The organism is Cloacibacillus sp. (genome assembly GCF_020860125.1).
Classification (GTDB): domain Bacteria; phylum Synergistota; class Synergistia; order Synergistales; family Synergistaceae; genus Cloacibacillus.
On sequence record NZ_JAJBUX010000069.1, the window covers coordinates 23,303 to 41,820 of the forward strand.

Genomic DNA, 18,518 nt, shown 5'->3' on the forward strand with positions numbered 1-18,518 from the left:
GACATCCCTGCCTTCGCGTTCGCAGAGCTCCTTTTCCGCGGGATAGAGCGCGTCGCGCATCCAGCGGTAGGCGGAGGCGCAGCTGTTGGTCGCCGTGACCGTATACCATTTACCCTCCACCGAGTAGGGATAGGTGAATGATTTTTCGTGGGGGACGGCCTTGTCGGTTATGAGGTTGACATTGCCCGCGGTGGCGAGCTTGACGACGATCTGACCGGCCGTTACGGCGCCGGCGCTGAAATCCTCAGCCGCCGTATCGGAGCAGTCGGCGATGACGGGCAGCCCCTCCGGCAGTCCGGTAAGCGCGGCTATTCCGGCGCGTACCCTGCCGACGACCTCTTTGGAGCGTCGCACGTCGGGCAGCACCACCAGCGGCAGGTCGATTATTCGGCATATTTCGGGGGACCAGCAGTTCTTCCTCGCGTCGAAGAGCAGGCTTCCCTGGGCGTCGACCATGTCGGTGCAGAAATCGCCTGTTATATATGAACGGATATAGTCTTTGGTGAACATCAGGCGGTCGATCTTCGCGTAGTTTTCCGGTTCGTGCTCTTTGAGCCACATCAGCTGCGGCAGCGTCCAGGTGGGCGTCGGCATCTGCATGCCTATGCGGAATATATCGTCGCCGTAATTTTCATTCAGGCGGCGGCACTGGTCTCCGCTCCGCTGGTCGTTCCACATGATACAGGGACGGATCACGCGCGAGTCTTTGTCAAGCAGCACCGCGTTGTGCGTCGAGGCTGTCACCGCGAGAGCGAGCACACCTCCAAAGCCGTCCTTCATCTGCTCTCCGCAGGAACGTACCGTTTTCACGAATGCGTCGAGCCACATCGTGGGGTCCTGCTCCGACCATCCCGGTTTCAGATGCTGCGACGGGTATTCTTCAAAGGCCGAGGCACAGATATTGCCGTCGAGATCGATGACCATCGCCTTGCAGCCGCCGGTGCCAAAGTCCACGCCAAAAAGCTTTTCCATTATAAGGGTCCCTCCATTTTAGGCGCACTGCCCTGCTATGCGCGCCGGAGGGCGGCAGAGCCGTACGCTAATACTTTTTTACTACAAGCGCCTTTTCCAGCGCCTCAAAATTCTGGATAGCGCTTTCTCCCAGCTTCAGCGAAACGCCGGTATAGAGAGTGTCGATGATCGTGAGTTCCGCCATCCGCGACGCTATCGCGTAGGTCCGGTACCTCGTCTCCTGCGAGTGGGTATAGAGGCGGATGTCGGCCAGCTTCGAAACCGGCGATATCCCGTTGCTCGTGAGCGATATGACCGTCGCCCCGTTTTCTTTCACAAACCGGATCGCGTCGGCCACGTCGCGGGAGCTGCCGGAATGGGAGATCGCCATCACGACATCCTCCTTACCCAGGGAGGCCATCGCGATCATCTGCATATGGTCGTCGGTGTAGGCGCTCACGTTGAGGCCGATCCGCAAAAACTTATGCTGAGCGTCCATCGCGATCGCGCCGGAGTTGCCGTTGCCGATGACGACTATACGCCGCGCGCGGCAAAGCACCTCTATGCACCTCGCCACCGCGGAGGCGTCAAGCGCCCTCTGCGTCATCGTCATCGTCTGGATGGCGCTGGAAAATATCTTGTCGATGATCACCTCCGCCGAGGAATCGGCGTTTAGATCTTCGTGGATCTTTTCCTGCGGCGAGACCAGCTCGCGCGCGACTCCCACCTTCAGGGCCTGAAACCCCGAATACCCCAGCTTCGTGCATACCCGGGTGACGGTGGCCTCGCTGGTCCCCGCCAGCTCCGCCAGCTCGGTGATCGAGGCGTAGATTAGTTTTTCCTGGTTGTCCGCCATGTACTCGACCGTCTTCCGCTCCTTTTTGGAAAGGGAATCCAGCTTTTCCTGTACCCGGCTGTAAAAAGCGCCGCTAGTAGATTTTTCTCTCATGTCCGTTGGCTCCGTTTTCTATACTATGTATTTATCGTCCGTTATCCCAATTTTACATATTTGAAGATTCAGGAGCAAACTAAATTTACCTCGGCGCGGTATTAAATTTATAAAAGATCCTCCACATGCCCAGGCTGGCCGGGAACTGTGAGCATTTCCAGCGCCTTTTCCACATAGCGGCGGCGACAGGCCTTTTCGTCCGCCGGGCTGAGGTTGGGGTTGCCGACGGGGCAGGTGATGGCAAAGCCGCGCAGTATACGCGAAGCGCCCACGGAACCGGCGATATCGACCACGGCGCAGATCTGCGTCACCGGGATGCCAACACGCTCTATCTCCTTGACAATCGTTGACCCGCAACGAGTGCTCGTGCCTCAGGTGGAGGTGAGGATGGCGGCGTTGACGCCCTTATTCAGCAGCTCGGCGGCGTTTTGCCGCCCGATATCCTGCGAGGCGGCTACCGAGGCGCAGTTTCCCGTCGCCACGCAGACCTCCGGCTCCAGCGCTCCGAGTTTTCCCGCCGAAACCTCTTCGCGCAGCACGTCCACGGGGAAGAGGCGGCAGGGATCTTCAAGCACCCAGGTGCCGTCATAGCCGCTGTGGATGACGAAATGAGGCTCCGCCACGAGCCTGTCCCAGTCGTAATGGCCCCAGGTGGTGCTGCCGTTGGGTTTCAGCTTGTCGGGATTTTGTTCGGGGATAAGGCCTCCGTCTGAGACAAGGGCCAATTTGACTCCGCTCAGATCGGTTACCGGCGGCGCCGGCTCCACGTTATCGAAATTCGGAGGCAGCAGCTCGCTGACAAAGGGCTCCCCTTTTATCTTTTTCATCAGCATATCGATGGCGCGCACGGCGGCGTTGTCCGGCTGTTCCTCGTTGAGGATCACGTCGCGGATCATATACCCCTCGGAGGCGGCGCTGCCGATATGCTCCCCCGTCAGCAGCCGCAGCCCGATGCCCGCCATCACGGGGGCGGCTTTGCGCAGCTGCGAGGACATTATCCCGGTCCGCACGATGTAGGTATCCTTACGGTAAAGCTCGACGGCGGGGTTCTCCGGGAACATGCCGGTGACCGTGGGGATATGCAGCTCGCGGCCTACCGCCGAAGCCATGCAGCCGCAGCTGATGCCGTAGCGCCCGGCGTTAAAAGCCGGCCCAGCGATAAACAGGTCGGGTTTCAGCGCGCGTACCAGCGCCAGCCCCTCGGCCGCGCCGCGCTCCGTGTCTTCCGCAAAATAGTTGTCGCCGCAGATGACCGTCCCCACCACCTCACAGCGCTCCCGCAAAAGTTCCTGGAAGAGCCTCGCGGGGCCGACGGCCTCCTGCTTGACGCTGAAGCCGACGTGGGCCATTTCTTCGCCGCCGATTTGTCCGAAGAATTGATTTATATAGCAGACTACCCGCCATTTTTTTTGTTCCATAACGCAGCGCCTCCTCTAGTAATCCACAGCCATCCCGTAGGAAAAGCCCACCTGGCTCATCAGCCCCACCTGTTTCATATAGGTTGAGCGGACCCGCCCCTTCGCGGGGTCCCCGGTCGCTATCTTGTGGCCGCCGATGACGCCGTCGTCGCCGCTCAGGTAAAGAGCATCTTCCGGGCCGCCCAGCAAAGTCTCGACCGCAGGCAGTGAGAAGTTGTGATAATAGGTGCCGGAACATACGATCGAATTGACGTTATGGTCACTGATCATACATTCGACGCCGAGGTTGCTCCTTCCGTTTAGTATCTGAATGATGGGAACGGCCTTGATGCCAAGCTTTTCCGCTTCGCTCGCGATCGCCCCCACGCACAGGGTCGAGGCGCCGCCGACCCCCTTGGTGATGATGGCGCCGTCGGCGTGAAATACCTCTTTGAGCAGGCTTGCCGCCATCTTTGAGACCAGATTGCGGTGCTTGGCCTCCACCGAGGTGACGGTGATCACCACGCCCGCGAAATTCAGCTCTTTGCCATGACGCCGCATCAGCTCGATGATGACGGGATGGTTCTGTATCTCATAGGTCGTGACGCAGCGGAAACCGCCGCATGGTGAGATCGCCCTGTCAAGCACCTCCGTGGGCTGCATGATCAGCGGCAGCGTATCCGGGACGGCATTGCCGTAAAGCATCGGCTCCCGGTAATTTTGCGTATCATACTGCTTTGAATAGATCTGATAGACATAGGCGACATTGGGCAGCCCCGGATGCCGCTCGCTGTTGTCAAAGGTTTCGCTATTGTCGGCGGCCTGCTCCCGCGTCGCCTTCGCGAGCATCACGCTCGTTTTGAAACCCACGCGACGCAGCGCCTCGCGGTACTCGCGAAAATCGGCGTCGGCCGGCGTCATCGGTTCAATGACGAGCATGGGCATCTTCGCGTAGGGATTTATCTCCGCGCATTCGCCGCTCATATCGAACGATCCCCATTTTCTTGACCAGTATGTGTCATTCTGGCAGAGGACGATGCCCATCCCCTCGACGGCGCGCGTCACGCCGCCGCCCGCGATCTCATAGTCATCCGTCAGTACGCCCGGCCAGTCAATATTATCCGACATCTTGCAGCGGGGCTGTACGACATCGACAACATTGATGATACGCGTGGAGTCGCCGGGACGGGCAATGTCGATCTTCAGGGTGTCAAAGCAGGGCTCGCCCGCGGCGAATGCCAGGATATCCTCTTTGCTTACGTAGAGTACGCCGTCGCGCAGGCAGGTAGACTTGCCGAATTGCAGATCTTTAATACGAATCGTTTCAACCGTTAATTTCATCAGTATGAATCTCCTTTTATATTAAGCGCCCATCAGCAGATTAGGCACGAAGGTGACTATCGGCGGGAAGAACCACATCAGCAGCATTACGGTGAGGATGATGAGGACGACGGGTACCGTATAGCTGATCGCCTGCCGGAATGTCGCGCCCGCGATATTCATCGACAGGAAGAGATATAGTCCAACCGGCGGCGTCAGCGCGCCCACGACCGTGGAGATTGAGAAGAGCACGCCGAAGAGCAGCGGATCGACTCCCAGGTGCATCACGATCGGGTAGACAGTGGGCAGGACGACCGCCGTGGCCGCGAGCGTCTCCATGAAGCAGCCGATTATCAGCATCATGACGATGATGATAAACACCAGGACCGCCGGGTTGTGCGTGATCGAAAGCAGGAATTTCTCAACCATCGGCGTGACGTTTTCGCGCGCGAAAATATAGGAGTAGATGTTCGAGATACCCATGATCATCATCAGCATCGCCGACGATGAAGAGGCCCTTTTGAATACCCCCAGCATATCTTTAAGCTTCAGCGTACGGTAGATAAAGAAGCCGCAGATCAGCGCGTAGACACAGGCCACAATGCTGGATTCCGTCGCCGTGAAGAAGCCGGTGACCACGCCCGCGAGGATGATGACCGGCGTGATCAGCGCGAAAAAGGACTTTAAAAAGGCCCGCCATACCGACCCGAGGCTGAAACGCCCGCTGCCCTGGTCGACGTTGTACTTCGTCGCGTACCAATAGCACATCACCATCAGGCAGAAGCCGATCAGAATGCCGGGCATCAGGCCGCCGATAAAGAGCCTGCCCACGGAGAATCCCGTCAGCGAGGCGTAGACGATCATATTGGTGCTTGGCGGGATGATCGGCGCCAGCGCTCCGGAGCCCGCGATCATCGAGGCGATGAACCCTCTGTCGTACCCCTCTTTGTTAAGCTCAGGCACCGTCAGAGTGCTGATCGCGCTCATTGTCGCCGCGCCGGACCCGGAGATGCCGGCGAAGATCATATTCGCCAATACGGAGACCATCCCCATGCCGCCGCGTATCTGCGCAACGCAGGCCCGGCAGAAATCAAGGATACGCGTGGAGAGGTTGGCGGCTCCCATGATCTCCCCGGCCAGAATGAAGAGCGGCCCCGCCATCAGCGAAAAGGAATTCATGCCGCGAATGGCCTGCTGTACGGCCATAAAGGCGGGAATCTCGCTGCCGAACATAATCGCCAAAAGCCCGGAGAGACCGATCGCAAAACATACCGGCACTCCCAGCACCAGAAAAATCAGCAGGGTTATCAGCGCAATGGCAATCATCTATCTTTCCCCTTCCCCGTATTGTCTTGCCAGCTTGGGAATGGCGCTGGCGTAAGAGCAGAGCATCATGACGATTCCCAGAGGAACCGCCGCGTATATGTAGGCGTAGGGAATGCGGATGGCGGCTCCCAGCGAATTAAAGCTCTTCGAGACCAGAACGATCGATCCCGGAAAAAACATGATCAGAAATACGACGCAGATCAGCCTGCCGATGATAAACAGCACCGCGCGCGCCTTATTGTTTTTCATAAAGCTGATGACGATATCCACCGACACATGGGCGTCCGCCCTCACAGTCAGGGCCGAGCCGATAAACGTCAGGTAGATGCCGCAAAAACGCATGGCCTCTTCGGTCCACGGCGGCGACGAATGAAGGATAAAGCGGCCAAAAACCTGCAGGCTGCCGAAGATCAAAATCAGGATGAACATCAGCGCGCAGAACCATACCTGGATATTCTCGATTATTCTGTCTATTTTTATCAATGTTTTCATCTTTATTGACCTCATGTCTCGGTAAGGGCGCCCTCCGCGCGGCAAACGCACGCGGAGGCATCCCGTCTTGATCGATAGGTTAAATCTTCCGCTGCAACATAAAGGGCGGTTAACTGTTCAGCGACAGCATCTTCTTGATGAGGCCGCCAAGCTTGTAATTTTTCTCATACTTGTCGTATATCGGCTGGCAGGCGTTCTTCATCCTGTCGCGTTCCTTCTGCGATATATCGTTGATCTTCACGCCGGCCGCCGCCATCGCCTTCTCTGCTGCGTTGTCCGAAGCCTGGCGGTTCTGCAGCTGCTTCTTCTGGCTCTCAAGCGCGCTCTTCTGGATTATATCCTGCAGGTCTTTGGGGATGGAGTCCCATTTATCCTTATTGATAAATACGCAGTATATGGCGCCCAGGTGGCCGATCTTGGAGAGGTATTTGGCCTGCTCCTGCAGGTTCTGATTTACCAGCCCCGTGACGTCGGCTTCGACGGCGTCGGCCACGCCCTGCTGGAGAAGCGTATAAGCCTCGCTCCACGCGGAGGTGACGGTGCTCGCTCCGAGGCAGTTCCAGATATCGACGTAGAGCGGCGTTTCGGCGGTGCGCATCTTAACGCCCTTAATATCCTCAAGACGGGTTATCGGCTTCGTCTTGAGCAGGGGCTGGCGGATGCCGTTGGAATAGGTCATCAGCAGGCGGACATTGGAGTCCTTGAGCATCTTCGGCACCTCCTGCGCCACTATGCCGTCTATAAGTTTGGCCTGTGTGGCAAGGTCCTTGGTGAGGAAGGGCATGTTGAACACGGCGAGCTGGGGAATATTCAGCGCCGCGGCCCAGTCGGCGGTGTCACAGCAGGTCATGTCAAGCGTTCCCATCGTCACCTGCTCCATCATTTCGCGCGCGGAACCGAGCTGGCTGGACGGATAAATATTGACCTTGACCTGACCGTTGGAGCGTTTCTCCACCATCGCTTTGAACTCTTCGGGGGCGATAGCCAGCGCATGTCCTGGGTTCTGGATGTGCCCGAACTCAAGGGTGACCTTCGCCTTCGCTTCGCTGACGGAGGCCAGCATGCCGGTAAGTAACAGAACTGACAGGACGAGACAGAGCTTCTTCTTCATAAAAAATTCCTCCTCATTTATTTGCTGCTGCTTTTGCTTTGTACTTTTTACCTAAAGCGTCGGCGGCCACGATAGCCGCGTATACCCGTTCGGCGTTCACCAGAAAAGGTTCCTGATGTACAAGAGGGCCGCTGGCCGTCTTCTCCGCGATCGCCGTGATCTTTTCCGGCGCCGCTTCGACGCCGAGATCCGCCAGCGTCACGGGCAGGCCGACGGCGGCCATGAAGTTCATGACCTTATCCACGACGGCGGCATCGCTGTTTTCCAGCACAAGCTGACAGACGATGCCAAAGGCCACCTTTTCCCCATGCAGATATTTATGGGTCTCCGGCAGAGCCGTGAGACCGGAATGGATGCCGTGAGCGGTGGCCAGGCCGGTATTGAGAAAGCCGAGGCCGCTGAGCAGCGTGTTCGCCTCGATGACGTTTTCCAGCGCTTCGGTGACGACGCCGAGCTCAAGCGCCGCCAGCGCGTTGAGTCCGTCTGCGAAGAGGATATCCCAGCTCGCCTTGGCAATGGCCATGCCCGCCTTGCTGCGGCGGTAGCCCGTACCGATATAATTGGGGGAATCGGAGGCGTCGACGGCCTGAGCTTCAAGCCAGGTGGCCAGAGCGTCGCCCATGCCGGCGATAAAAAGCCGGCGGGGGGATTTGGCGATTATTTCACTGTCAACAAGCACAAGGTCGGCGTTCTTTTTCACCTTGCGCGAACCGATGTATTCCCCGCCGGGAGTATAGATGACCGCGATCTCGCTCACCGGCGCGTCCGTTGAGGCGGAAGAGGGCACGATGATCAGCGGCATATTCATGGCGTTGGCGCATAATTTCGCCGTATCCAAAGTCTTTCCGCCGCCGACGCCGACAAAGACGCGGCCATCCTGCTCTCTGGCGATGGCGCCGATCCTGCCGATCTCTTCGTCGCAGCACTCTCCCTGGAACTTTATTGAGGTAAATTCTCCGCCGTCATAGGCGTTTTCCAGCTGTGCGTTCAGCTCCGGATACAGAAAGCCGTCGATCAGAACGCAGGCCTTTCCATAAGGCGCGGTATACTGCGGCAGCCGGCTGAACTCATCCGGCCCCTGCACATAACGCAAAGGACTTCCAAAGGCTCTTGTGGTGGAACTTAGCATAATCTTCGAGTAGGCCGCATAGGCAAACTCTTGCCCCCTTCATTATTTAGTTTTAAGATGGAATAGGTATTTCTCAATTAAAACAATATTTTTAAAAATAATTTTCTATAATCCATAAGTGCTTAAACAGCATAAATCATACTATAAGCATATAAAATACATGCTTATCGCCCCTTTTATTTACACAAAACCCTCTTAACACAAAATATTTTTAAAAAACATTAAACATTCACTAGTTTGATTATATTATATATGAAAATTATTTTCAATATATTTTTACGATATATTCACACATTCTTTGCAGCTTTCTGTTACGCCGGTATAAAAAAGGGCGGAGGGCTGACATGAGAAGCGTCAGGCACCGCCGACGCTCGCTATTGCACAAGAATAAAATATATTTGCCGGAGATGGGCTGAGGCAGCCACGTCCGTTATGACGACAAAGATCGGAGATTTGAAGAATATGCTTTTGGCTGCGGATAAGAAAAAGACGAAGGTTTTAACAGATTGTACCGGACGTATCTGTAAGGGGCGCGGACCGCGGAACGGTGCATTGAGAGATACCGCCGCCAGGCTGGGGCGCGGCGGTCTTAAAGATAAAAGAACGTCATATAAAAGAGAGGGGCGGCCTGTCCGCCGCCCCTCCCCGTCAGGCAAAGATCTTTATCAGTACGTTTATCACTATCACATTTACAATGTCTATGAAGAAAGCTCCGACCGCCGCTACGGCAAAGAAGGCATCGGGGGCTATTCCGTACTTGGCGCAGACGGCCTCCATGTTGGCAATCGCGTTCGGCGTGGCGCCAAGGCCGAAGCCCGTATGCCCCGCCGTGATGACGGCTGCCTGATAGTCGCCGCCTGTAAGACGGAACGTCACGTAGTAGGCGAAGAGGATCATCAGCACGACCTGGAAGGCAAGGATGGAGAACAGAGGCGCCGCCAGGCCGCTCAGGGCTGTAAGGTCCACGGACATCAGCGCAAAGGCGAGAAAGAAGGAGAGGCAGGCGCCGCTGATGTGGTTGACGATCCTGGGATTGACGCGAAGCAGTCTCACGTGGTCCCCGGTGTTGCGGATCACCATTCCGGCGACAAGGGCGAGCGCGTAGGCAGGCAGCAGGATGCCGCGCGTCCCAAACCATTCGCTTAGCCACATGCCGAGCCCAACGGCGAAGGTTATCTGGAAGACGGCCATCAAAATCGAATGGGTATTTATCTCCTCGCCGGTATCCCCAAAGCTGAAGACGTCAGGGATCATCTCTTTACGATAATTTTCGCCGTTGACCTCTTTCGCCAGCGATTGTCCCTTGATAAGGCGTTCGGCGATCGGCCCGCCGAGCAGCGACCCCGCGAGTACGCCGAAGGTGGCGCAGGCAATCGCCGTGGCCTGAGCGCCCTGAAGGCCGAAGACCCTTTCAAGCTCGTCGGCAAATACAAGTCCGGTTCCATGGCCGCCTGTCATCGTCGCGGAACCGGCGAGAACAGATAGCATCGGATGAAGGCCGGAGAATTTACCGATCACGATCGCCGCGGCGTTCTGCAGTACCAGCAGAAGGCAGGCCGCCAAAAGCAGGTTGAAGGCCGCCGAACCTCCCTTTTTGAGCAGCGCGACGCTCGCGCCGAGGCCGATCGTGGTAAAGAAGGCGATCATAAAGGGTTCCATAAGGGTAAGGTCAAACTCAAAACCTACCCTGGAGGTCAGCAGGAGCCTGAGTACGGCAAAGAGCAGTCCGCCGACGACCGCGGGCGGTATGTTGTAGCGTATGAGGAACTTTACGCGGCGGCAGAGCGTCACGCCCAGCCAGTAAAGTACCGAGGCGAAGGCCATCGTCTGAATGAAGTCCATCTTTACCATAAAAATATCCGCCATCTCTTATCCCTCCCTTAAAGAAATGCCACGAAGCTCTGTATGACTATGGCGTTCACAATGTCGATGAAGAAGGCCCCGACTATAGAGACGACAAAAAAGGCGCGCGGCGCGGGGCCGTAGTTGCTCGTGATCGCGTCCATATTGGCAATGGCGTTCGGTGTGGCGCCGAGGCCGAAGCCGCAGTGTCCGCCTGAAATGACGGCGGCGGTATAGTCGCGGCGCATCACGTTGAAGGTGATAAAGTAGGCGTAGAATCCCATCAGCAGCGTCTCTCCGAGCAGGATCAGCGCCATCGGCCCGGCGAGGTCCGCAAGCTGCCAGAGCTTGAGCGACATCAGCGAGAGCGCTAGAAAGAGCGAAAGGGCGACGGCGCCGATCGTGTCGGCGAGCCGCAGGTGTACTTTGTACCATCCGCTCATGTCGCTCAAATTACGGATGAAGATACCGACGAAGAGGGCGCAGAGATAGGTCGGAAGCTGTATCCCTACCCTTATGAGCTCCTCATAGATAAAGGCGCCGACGCTCATCGCAATCGTGATCTGCATCAAAGTCGTCATCAGCACCGAGGCCGACACGGGGCCGTCGGAGGCGGGGTCGAGCGTTTCGTCCACCGTCTCGTAGGTCATTTCGTCGGGGTTGAGATGCGATTTAGAGAGATGGTTGCGCTCTATCAGGCGCCGCGCCACCGGACCGCCGAGGATCGACCCCATTACAAGGCCGAAGGTGGCGGCGGCCATCGCGAGCTCCATGCCGCCCGCAAGCCCGTATTGTTTCTCAAATAGGTTGGCGTAGACCGCGCCGGTACCATGGCCGCCGGACATCGTAATGGACCCGGCCAGCATTCCCAGCAGAGGATGTATCCCCGTAGCGTATGAGAGGGCGACGGCGATCACATTCTGGAGAAGCACCAGCACGGAGGCGACGATCAAAAAGATAAAAACCTGCGGTCCGCCCTGCTTCAGCATCTTGAAGCTGGCGGCAAGACCGATGCTGGTAAAGAATGTTATCATCAGAGGATCTTTGACGACCATGTCAAAGTTGAAGGAAAAGCTGTCTTTGAGCGCCCAGCTGGCAAGCGCGAAGATCACGCCGCCGATCACCGGTGCGGGGATATTGTACTTGCTGAGGAAGAATATCCTTTTCCGGAGAAACATGCCAAGCCAGAGAATGGCTGTGGCAAAGGCCACTGTCTCGACAAGGTTAAAGTGAAGCTCTGTCATCGTTTACACATCTCCTGTCCGAGGGAGGCGGCGCCGATCACCGCGGCTGAACCTCCGATTTCTGAATTTTTCAAAATAAAGACAGCTCTGAAGGGGACGGGAAGATATTTCTCGATCCTCACCCGCAGCTCGTCCGCAAGTCCGGCGGCGTGGCTCATGCCGCCGCTGAGGATGACCGCCTCAGGGTCCAGCGTCACCGCCAGTGATGATATTCCCCGCGCCAGCGCCTCAAGCGCGGGCTCAAGCAGCGCGGCGGCCTCCGTATTGGTATGGCGCATCTCCCATACCTCGCGGAATATTGGCGGCAGTCCGGCGGCGCCTGCGCGCCGCTCTATCCAGTCGGCGGAGGCCGACTCTTCAAGGTGTCCCCTGCCGCCGCAGCCGCAGCGGCAGAGCAGCGGATCGCCGCTCACCGCCATGTGGCCGCACTCCGCCGCCATCCCGTGCGCGCCGGTCAGCAGTCTGCCGTTCGCGACAATGCCCGCGCCGATCCCGGTGCCGAGGGTGAGCACCACATAATCGCGCATTCCGCGCGCCGTTCCGGCGGCGCCCTCTCCGAGCGCCGCGCAGTTCGCGTCGTTTTCCAGGCGAACATCGGCCCTTATACCGCGCGCCTTTAGGTTCGCCGAGATTATTTCTCCCAGGACGACACCGTCGCAGTCCGAGAAATTGGTTAGCCGTAGTATCCGGCGCCGTTCCCCGTCGACGAAGCCGGGAATGCCGATCCCGACAAAGCAATCATCTCCGGGAGCGGCCCAAAGCAATATAAGCTCCTCCAGCACATGGATGACGCTAAGGAGATCCCTGCTTTCAGGGGTGGGGACGGTCACCGTGGAGAGGACCTGCGGCGCCGCTCCGGAAAAATCGACGGAACCGGCCGTTATCGTATGCCCTCCAAGGTCAATCCCTATCTTCTTCATCAAAAGTCGCTGAGCGTCGCCGCGGCGCACTCCATCACGGAGTAGAGGAAGCGGCGCAGTTCAAGCGCATCTTCCGTCTCAAAGCGCAGGGTACGCGCCGCCGTCCGCACCGCGCCGGGAACCAGCGAAGCGGCGTCGGTCTGCAGGGTGTTCATCAGCGTCACCTCAAGCAGATAAGGGGCTTCCGGCGCGAAGGGACGGCACTCGCCTTTTTTCAGCCGCGCCATCGCCTTTTTTACTCCGGAATATATCAGTTCGGCCGTGTTTTCCGGCGTCAGGCAGAGCGCGGCTGCCCGCCCCAGCCCCTCTTTGACGGAGCAGGTCACAAGCTCCGGCCCCAGCAGACTTTCCGCCTCCATGCAGAGGGCGTCGTCGCCGCTGACCATAACTACCGGCACGCCGAGCGCGCCGCAGAGGAGTGCGTTGACGCCGGTCTCCCCCATCTTGCGTCCGTTCACGCTGAGGCTGTAGATAGTATGCTGGTCAAAGGTGTGGTCGAGCACCGCCTTCTCCGTACCGGCCATCGCGTGATATCCCAGGAATATCGCGGCGTCGCAGCCCCGCGCGCCCTCGACCATGCCAAGCAGCTTTGGCGTTCCCGTTATCAGCTGCACTTCGCCGCCAAACTTCGCGATATCGAGGTTAGTCATCGTGCAGTGCGAATCGTTTATGACGACACACTCGGCGCCGGCCTCCAGCGCGGCCCTCACCGCGGCGTCGGCGTCGGCGGCCTGCATCGCACGGCCAAAGAGGTACTGCGGCTTCGTGCAGTCCACCTGCGCGGTGCTGACTACCCCTGTAGAGCCCTCCATATCCGAGCTTATGTATATTTTCATATGGCGGCCCTCCACTTATCAAGGAAACCGGCGTCGGCCACCAGCGGCCTTCCAACGCCGATAAGGTCGCAGCACCCGTCCACAAGCAGCTTCTCCGCGCTTTCGATGCCGCGGATGCCGCCCGTGCATTCCACGGGTACCTTTCCGTCCACCGCCTCCCTTATCGCCGCGGCGTAGGGGGCGAAGTAGGAGCCGTTCGTCCTGTCCATTCCATAGCCGCATAGGTTGCCAGATACGCTGATCAGATCAACGCCGAGCGCCGCGAGTTCGCGGGCGACTGGGACGGTATCTTCCACAGTGAGGCCGTGCGGTTTTTCGTCGGGTAGGGTATCCGCCGCCCCAAGACGTACGGAGACGACCGCGTTGGGCAGCGTGCGGCGCACGGCGTCGGTTATCTCGTAGAGGAAGCGGGCGCGCCTGTATCCGCTGCCGCCATAGGCGTCGTCACGGAGATTCGTCAGCGGGCTCAGAAACTGCCCCGCGAGGTAGCCGTGCGCGGCGTGTATCATTACGCCGTCATATCCAGTCGTCCGCACAAGTCTTTTGGCGGCGGCGGCAAAGTCTTCAACAATCTTTTTTATCTCCGGCAGGGAGAGTTTTTCCGGCTCAGTCGAGAGTTTGTTCCACACCTTCCCCACCCTCACGCCGGAGGGCGAGAGGCAGCGGAATCCCTCAAGCCCGAAGACACCGTCGCTTGAGATATTCGCCCCGCCGTGACTTATCTGGGCGACGGCGGTCTTACCGCCATTTTTGATCAGCTCCGCGATCTTCGCGTGCGCCGCAGCCGCCTCGTCGCTGTCGACGAGAAATTGTTCCGGCCGCACGCGCCCTGTGGGGTTAACCGCGTGGTGTTCCACATTGACGAGAGCAACGCCTGAGGCGGCTATTTTTCCATAAACTTCGAGCGACCGTTCCGTTGGCAGCCCGTCGACGCCGCTGGAAAGCGAGGCCAGCGGGGCGGCGCAGAGACGGTTTTGAAGCCGCTTTCCCCTAATTTCAAAGATGTCAAAAAGCATCCGTCATCACCTCTCCTGATCTATCGAACCATTAAGGCCGCCGCTGACGCGGCGGCCTGCATGCTAAACGTTGAAACGTATTTCTATCATATCCCCGTCTTTTACGATGTATTCCTTACCCTCGAGGCGGAGCACGCCAGCCTTGCGGCACTCGTCAAACGAGCTGTTATATTTCATGTAATCGTCGAAGGAGACCACCTGCGCGCGGATAAAGCCGCGGGCAAGGTCCGAATGTATCGTTCCCGCCGCGTCGACCGCCGTATCGCCGTCATGCAGCGTCCAGGCCCGCACTTCGTCCGGACCGGAGGTGAAGAAGCTAATGAGGCCAAGTACGCGGTAGGCCTCTTCGATGAGACGTTCGCGTCCCGGCTCGGTGATGTTGAGTCCCTCGGTGAACTCCGCCGCCTCTTCGGGTGAAAGGTCCATTATATCCATCTCCAGACTGCCGTAGAGCGTGCACAGCTTCGCGCCGTGCTCTTCGGCCCGCTTTTTAAGCGCCTCCCATTTCGGGATCTTGGATTCCTCGTTCTGGCTTTCGTCGAGGTTGAGCAGAATTATCTGAGGCTTCAGCGTGACGAATGAGAAGCCGCGAAGCTGCCGCCACTCCTCCGGCTTCAGCTCGATACTCGAAAGCGGCCGCTCCTCCATGAGGCAGTCATAACACTTTTCAAGCAGCGCCTTTTCCTTATCTTCGTCGGAGGTCAGTTTTTTCTTCGCCCGAAGTTTGCCAAGGCGGTTCTCAATGACGGCAAGGTCGCGGAAGATGAGCTCGTTGTCCAGAATATCCCAGTCGCGCACGGGATCGACCGACCCCTCCGGGTGTTCCACGCCTGGGTTGCTGAAGCAGCGTATCACCTGAATGAGGGCGTCGGCGTCGGCGACGAAGGAGAGGAAGGCGTTGCCGAGTCCCTCGCCCTTTCCCGCGCCGCGCGAGAGTCCGGCCAAGTCCACAAACTCCACCTGCGCAGGCGTCTCTTTGCGCGGCGAGTTGATTCTTACAAGCTCGTCGAAGCGTTTGTCAGGAACGGAGACGATGGCCTTGTTGGGGTCAGTCTTCCCCCCCGCGTAAGGTTTTACTTCCGCACCGGCCCTTGTTATCACGTTAAATATTGTAGACTTTCCGCTCAGCGGCAGTCCAACGATCCCACAATGCAGCATCTATATCAACTCCATATTTTTTTATTATTATACTTCTTTGCAAGAGTTTACTATAATTGAGATGTCCGGGCAATTGAGGAGGAGATTTTTTATCTTACGTACAAACCGTAAATTGACCGATTTTATATCTGCCTATCTTTATTAGGATAAGTGCCCGGAGGGGATGTTTTTGTCTAAAACTCGGCTGTTCAAAATAGCTGTCGTATGCTTTTTCTTCGCCCTTGCCATGGCCGTCTGTCATCCTGCCGAGCTCCGGGCCACGGAAAAGATTCGTGTCGGCTTTTTCCCGTTGGGAAGGTTCCAGTATATCGACGAAAACGGCGCCGCCGCGGGATACAACATTGATTATCTTTCCAAGATAGCCGATATCACCGGTTGGGAGTATGAGTTCGTCCCCTGCGGAAATTGGGTGGAGGCCACCGCGCTGCTGGAGAGGGGGAAGATCGATCTGCTCGCTCCGGCGCAGAAGATCCCTGAACTTAAAGAAAAATTTGCCTATACCGCCTACCCGATGGGAATGGAGCTCGCCGCCATCTACGCTCTCAAAGAGCGGGACGATCTGGTATACGAAGATATAGACACCCTAGCCAAGCTGAGATACGGCGCGGCCAGGAACTCCACCTTCACCAGCAAATTCATCGAGCACGCGAAGGAATATAATATATCGCCGGACATCACGTATTACAACAACACGACGGAGCTCTTCGACGCCCTCCACGCGAAGAGGGTCGACGCGATTGTCAGTAATATCATGTTCTATGACGACAGTCTGAAGATACTGGGGCGCTTCGCGCCGCTGGCCGTCTATTACATCACCGCCAAAAGCAACAACACGCTGCTGAATAAGCTTGACGACGCGATATACCGTATGGAGGTAAACGACCCGACATTCGACGGCGGGCTCTTACAGAAGCATTTCCCTCATTATAAGAACACCATCTTCAACTACGACGAGTATCTCTTCATAAAAAATGCGCCGCCGATCAGGATAGCCTACGAGACCGACAGGGCGCCGCTCTCCTTTACAGGCAGCGACGGAAAGTTCCATGGCGTTCAGCGGGATATTCTTGATGAAATATCGCGGATCAGCGGTCTTAAATTCGTCTATGTGCCCTGCCGGCGGGAGCAGATGGAGCTTACATATCTGGAAGAGAACAAGGTGCGCGTCATGAGCGGAGTCCGTTACTGCCGGTTCAGCGCGCAGGCAAATAGGCTGCGTTTCAGCATTCCCTATTTCTACTCGGGCAATATTATCGCGGGCATCGACCCGCTGAAGTACACCGGACGGGAAGAGCTGCGCCTTGCGATGGTAGAGGGCGCCGCCTCCCTCAAAGAGAGCGTGGCGGCCAAGTACCCGAAGTTCAAGATACAGACCTACGAAAATACGGAACAGGCATTCAGCGCCGCCGTCAGCGGCGAGACCGATTTCGTCATTGAAAACCGCTACGTCGCCGAACCATATTTCGTTAAGCCGAAATTCCGCAGCCTGAAGATACTCTCTTTGACGATGATCGAGGAGCCATATTCACTCGCGACACTCGTTTACTACGTGCCGACGGACGATGAAAAAGACTGGAACTCCGAGACATTCATATCCATAATAAACAAGTCGATCGAACAGCTGGACCCGCAAAAAATAAGCGCCTCCGTGATCAACAGAAGCGCCGAAAATATATACAAATACACGCTGGACGATTTCATCTACCAGTACCGCTGCCAGCTCGTCATCCTGCTCGCCGCCGCGGGGGCCGCCATTGCCCTCCTTCTGGCGCGCAGGTTAAAGAGAGGCAAAATTATTTAACGGATATCCCCTGGTATTCAGTCTTTTTTATTTTGATGAGACCACTGGAGACCTTATCCTCAAGCTCGTCTATACGTTTGCGTACATCAAGGGGGACGTTTTGCTTCGTCTCGCGCGTCCACGTCGAAATATCGATACATTCGTCCTTCAGCCCAATCGAAAAGCGATCTTTGGGAAGGTTATCCTGCAAAAAATTTTCTATTACCTTATAGATCACATGGCCGCTGCGTTTGACGACGCTGGTCAGCACCATCTCGGGGAATTCGCTCTCCAGCTCCGTATCGACGCCGATCGTCCAGTAGCCGCCCTCCTTTGCCCTCTCTATCACACCGATGCCGGCGTCGCCGTTGACGCAGAAGATTATATCCGCACCGGCGCGCTTTAGCTTCATCGCCGCCCCAGCGGCCTTTGCCCGGTCATAGAAGTCATTAGTATATTCGTAGAGTACCTTGATATCCGGATTTACATACCAGGCCCCCGCGATATATCCCTGTTTGAACCGCTCGACTGGGGGAACGTCCTCTCCAAGGATGATGCCGATCTTCTTCTCATCGTTGACACGCTCCACATCTTCACGCGTGGTCATCATAGCGGCCAGGGCGCCGGCGAGAAATCCGCCCTCCTCCTCGCGAAAGACAATCTCCGTGACACCGTCTAAATTATTCGTATCAAAGGTGAGGAACGAACAGGCAGGATATTCCCTCATCACCTCCGGCAGATATTTTATGTAGGCGATGGAGGTGATGATAACCAAATCCGACGCGGCGGCGGCCTCTTTGAGCAGCGGCAGCAGCTTCTCCTTATCGTCAAGAGCGTTATAGTATTTGGTGGAGAGCTTTTTACTCCCAAAGCGCACCTGAGCGTTCCGCATCCCCTCGAGACAGAGCCAGTTAAAACCCGAGGCGGAGGCTGTGTCCGATCCCTCCAGCATCAATGAGACCCGCTTCGGCGCCGCAAAGGCGGAGCATTCCATAAGCATCATCAGGATAAGCGCAGCCGGCAATATAAATTTTTTCATCAACAAAC

16 protein-coding genes are annotated in these 18,518 nt (G+C 57.1%); 1 reads left to right on the top strand and 15 read right to left on the bottom strand.

Features of this window, described 5'->3' with window-relative positions:
• The 14 genes from LIO98_RS08600 to ychF all read right to left on the bottom strand — a co-directional run.
• A partial coding sequence (locus LIO98_RS08600; RefSeq protein WP_291955554.1) for an FGGY family carbohydrate kinase occupies window positions 1–972 on the bottom strand: 972 nt, incomplete at its 3' end.
• Window positions 973–1,039: 67 nt separating this feature from the next.
• Window positions 1,040–1,900 (bottom strand): MurR/RpiR family transcriptional regulator, encoded by an 861-nt coding sequence (locus LIO98_RS08605; RefSeq protein ID WP_066746388.1) that lies wholly within the window; start codon window positions 1,898–1,900, stop codon window positions 1,040–1,042.
• 107 nt (window positions 1,901–2,007) lie between these two features.
• On the bottom strand, window positions 2,008–3,318 hold the full coding sequence (locus LIO98_RS08610) for a glycine/betaine/sarcosine/D-proline family reductase selenoprotein B (protein WP_291955557.1): 1,311 nt from the start codon (window positions 3,316–3,318) through the stop codon (window positions 2,008–2,010).
• Window positions 3,319–3,333: 15 nt separating this feature from the next.
• Window positions 3,334–4,638, bottom strand: coding sequence for a glycine/sarcosine/betaine reductase component B subunit (locus tag LIO98_RS08615; RefSeq protein WP_291955560.1), 1,305 nt, complete (start codon window positions 4,636–4,638; stop codon window positions 3,334–3,336).
• 21 nt (window positions 4,639–4,659) lie between these two features.
• Window positions 4,660–5,943: a TRAP transporter large permease gene (locus LIO98_RS08620; protein WP_291955563.1), complete on the bottom strand. Its 1,284-nt coding sequence runs from the start codon at window positions 5,941–5,943 to the stop codon at window positions 4,660–4,662.
• Complete coding sequence (locus LIO98_RS08625) at window positions 5,944–6,435, bottom strand: TRAP transporter small permease (protein ID WP_291955565.1); 492 nt, start codon at window positions 6,433–6,435, stop codon at window positions 5,944–5,946.
• Window positions 6,436–6,544: 109 nt separating this feature from the next.
• Window positions 6,545–7,546 (bottom strand): TRAP transporter substrate-binding protein, encoded by a 1,002-nt coding sequence (locus LIO98_RS08630; protein WP_291955568.1) that lies wholly within the window; start codon window positions 7,544–7,546, stop codon window positions 6,545–6,547.
• 13 nt (window positions 7,547–7,559) lie between these two features.
• Window positions 7,560–8,675, bottom strand: a complete 1,116-nt coding sequence (locus tag LIO98_RS08635; protein WP_291955571.1) for a glycerol dehydrogenase — start codon at window positions 8,673–8,675, stop codon at window positions 7,560–7,562.
• A 648-nt stretch (window positions 8,676–9,323) separates the two neighbouring features.
• Entirely contained in the window at window positions 9,324–10,541 is a 1,218-nt protein-coding gene (gene gltS / locus LIO98_RS08640; RefSeq protein WP_291955576.1) for a sodium/glutamate symporter, read from the bottom strand.
• Window positions 10,542–10,555: 14 nt separating this feature from the next.
• Complete coding sequence (gene gltS / locus LIO98_RS08645) at window positions 10,556–11,761, bottom strand: sodium/glutamate symporter (RefSeq protein ID WP_291955578.1); 1,206 nt, start codon at window positions 11,759–11,761, stop codon at window positions 10,556–10,558.
• The gene (locus LIO98_RS08650; protein WP_291955581.1) at window positions 11,758–12,681 is read right to left on the bottom strand and encodes an ROK family protein; all 924 of its coding nucleotides are present in this window, start codon (window positions 12,679–12,681) and stop codon (window positions 11,758–11,760) included. Before LIO98_RS08650 ends, gltS (LIO98_RS08645) begins: the two co-directional genes overlap by 4 nt.
• On the bottom strand, window positions 12,681–13,517 hold the full coding sequence (locus tag LIO98_RS08655; RefSeq protein WP_291955583.1) for a M55 family metallopeptidase: 837 nt from the start codon (window positions 13,515–13,517) through the stop codon (window positions 12,681–12,683). Before LIO98_RS08655 ends, LIO98_RS08650 begins: the two co-directional genes overlap by 1 nt.
• On the bottom strand, window positions 13,514–14,533 hold the full coding sequence (locus tag LIO98_RS08660; RefSeq protein ID WP_291955586.1) for an NADH:flavin oxidoreductase: 1,020 nt from the start codon (window positions 14,531–14,533) through the stop codon (window positions 13,514–13,516). Before LIO98_RS08660 ends, LIO98_RS08655 begins: the two co-directional genes overlap by 4 nt.
• 63 nt (window positions 14,534–14,596) lie before the next feature.
• Window positions 14,597–15,691 carry a redox-regulated ATPase YchF gene (gene ychF, locus LIO98_RS08665; protein ID WP_291955588.1) on the bottom strand — a complete coding sequence of 365 codons (1,095 nt, stop codon included), beginning with the start codon at window positions 15,689–15,691 and terminating at the stop codon, window positions 14,597–14,599.
• A gap of 169 nt (window positions 15,692–15,860) precedes the next feature.
• Here ychF and LIO98_RS08670 point away from each other — a divergent pair, with 169 nt between their 5' ends.
• The gene (locus LIO98_RS08670; protein WP_291955591.1) at window positions 15,861–17,492 is read left to right on the top strand and encodes a transporter substrate-binding domain-containing protein; all 1,632 of its coding nucleotides are present in this window, start codon (window positions 15,861–15,863) and stop codon (window positions 17,490–17,492) included.
• Here LIO98_RS08670 and LIO98_RS08675 read toward each other — a convergent pair.
• Complete coding sequence (locus LIO98_RS08675; RefSeq protein WP_291955594.1) at window positions 17,485–18,474, bottom strand: BMP family protein; 990 nt, start codon at window positions 18,472–18,474, stop codon at window positions 17,485–17,487. The genes LIO98_RS08670 and LIO98_RS08675 overlap by 8 nt on opposite strands.
• Window positions 18,475–18,518 lie beyond the last annotated feature (44 nt).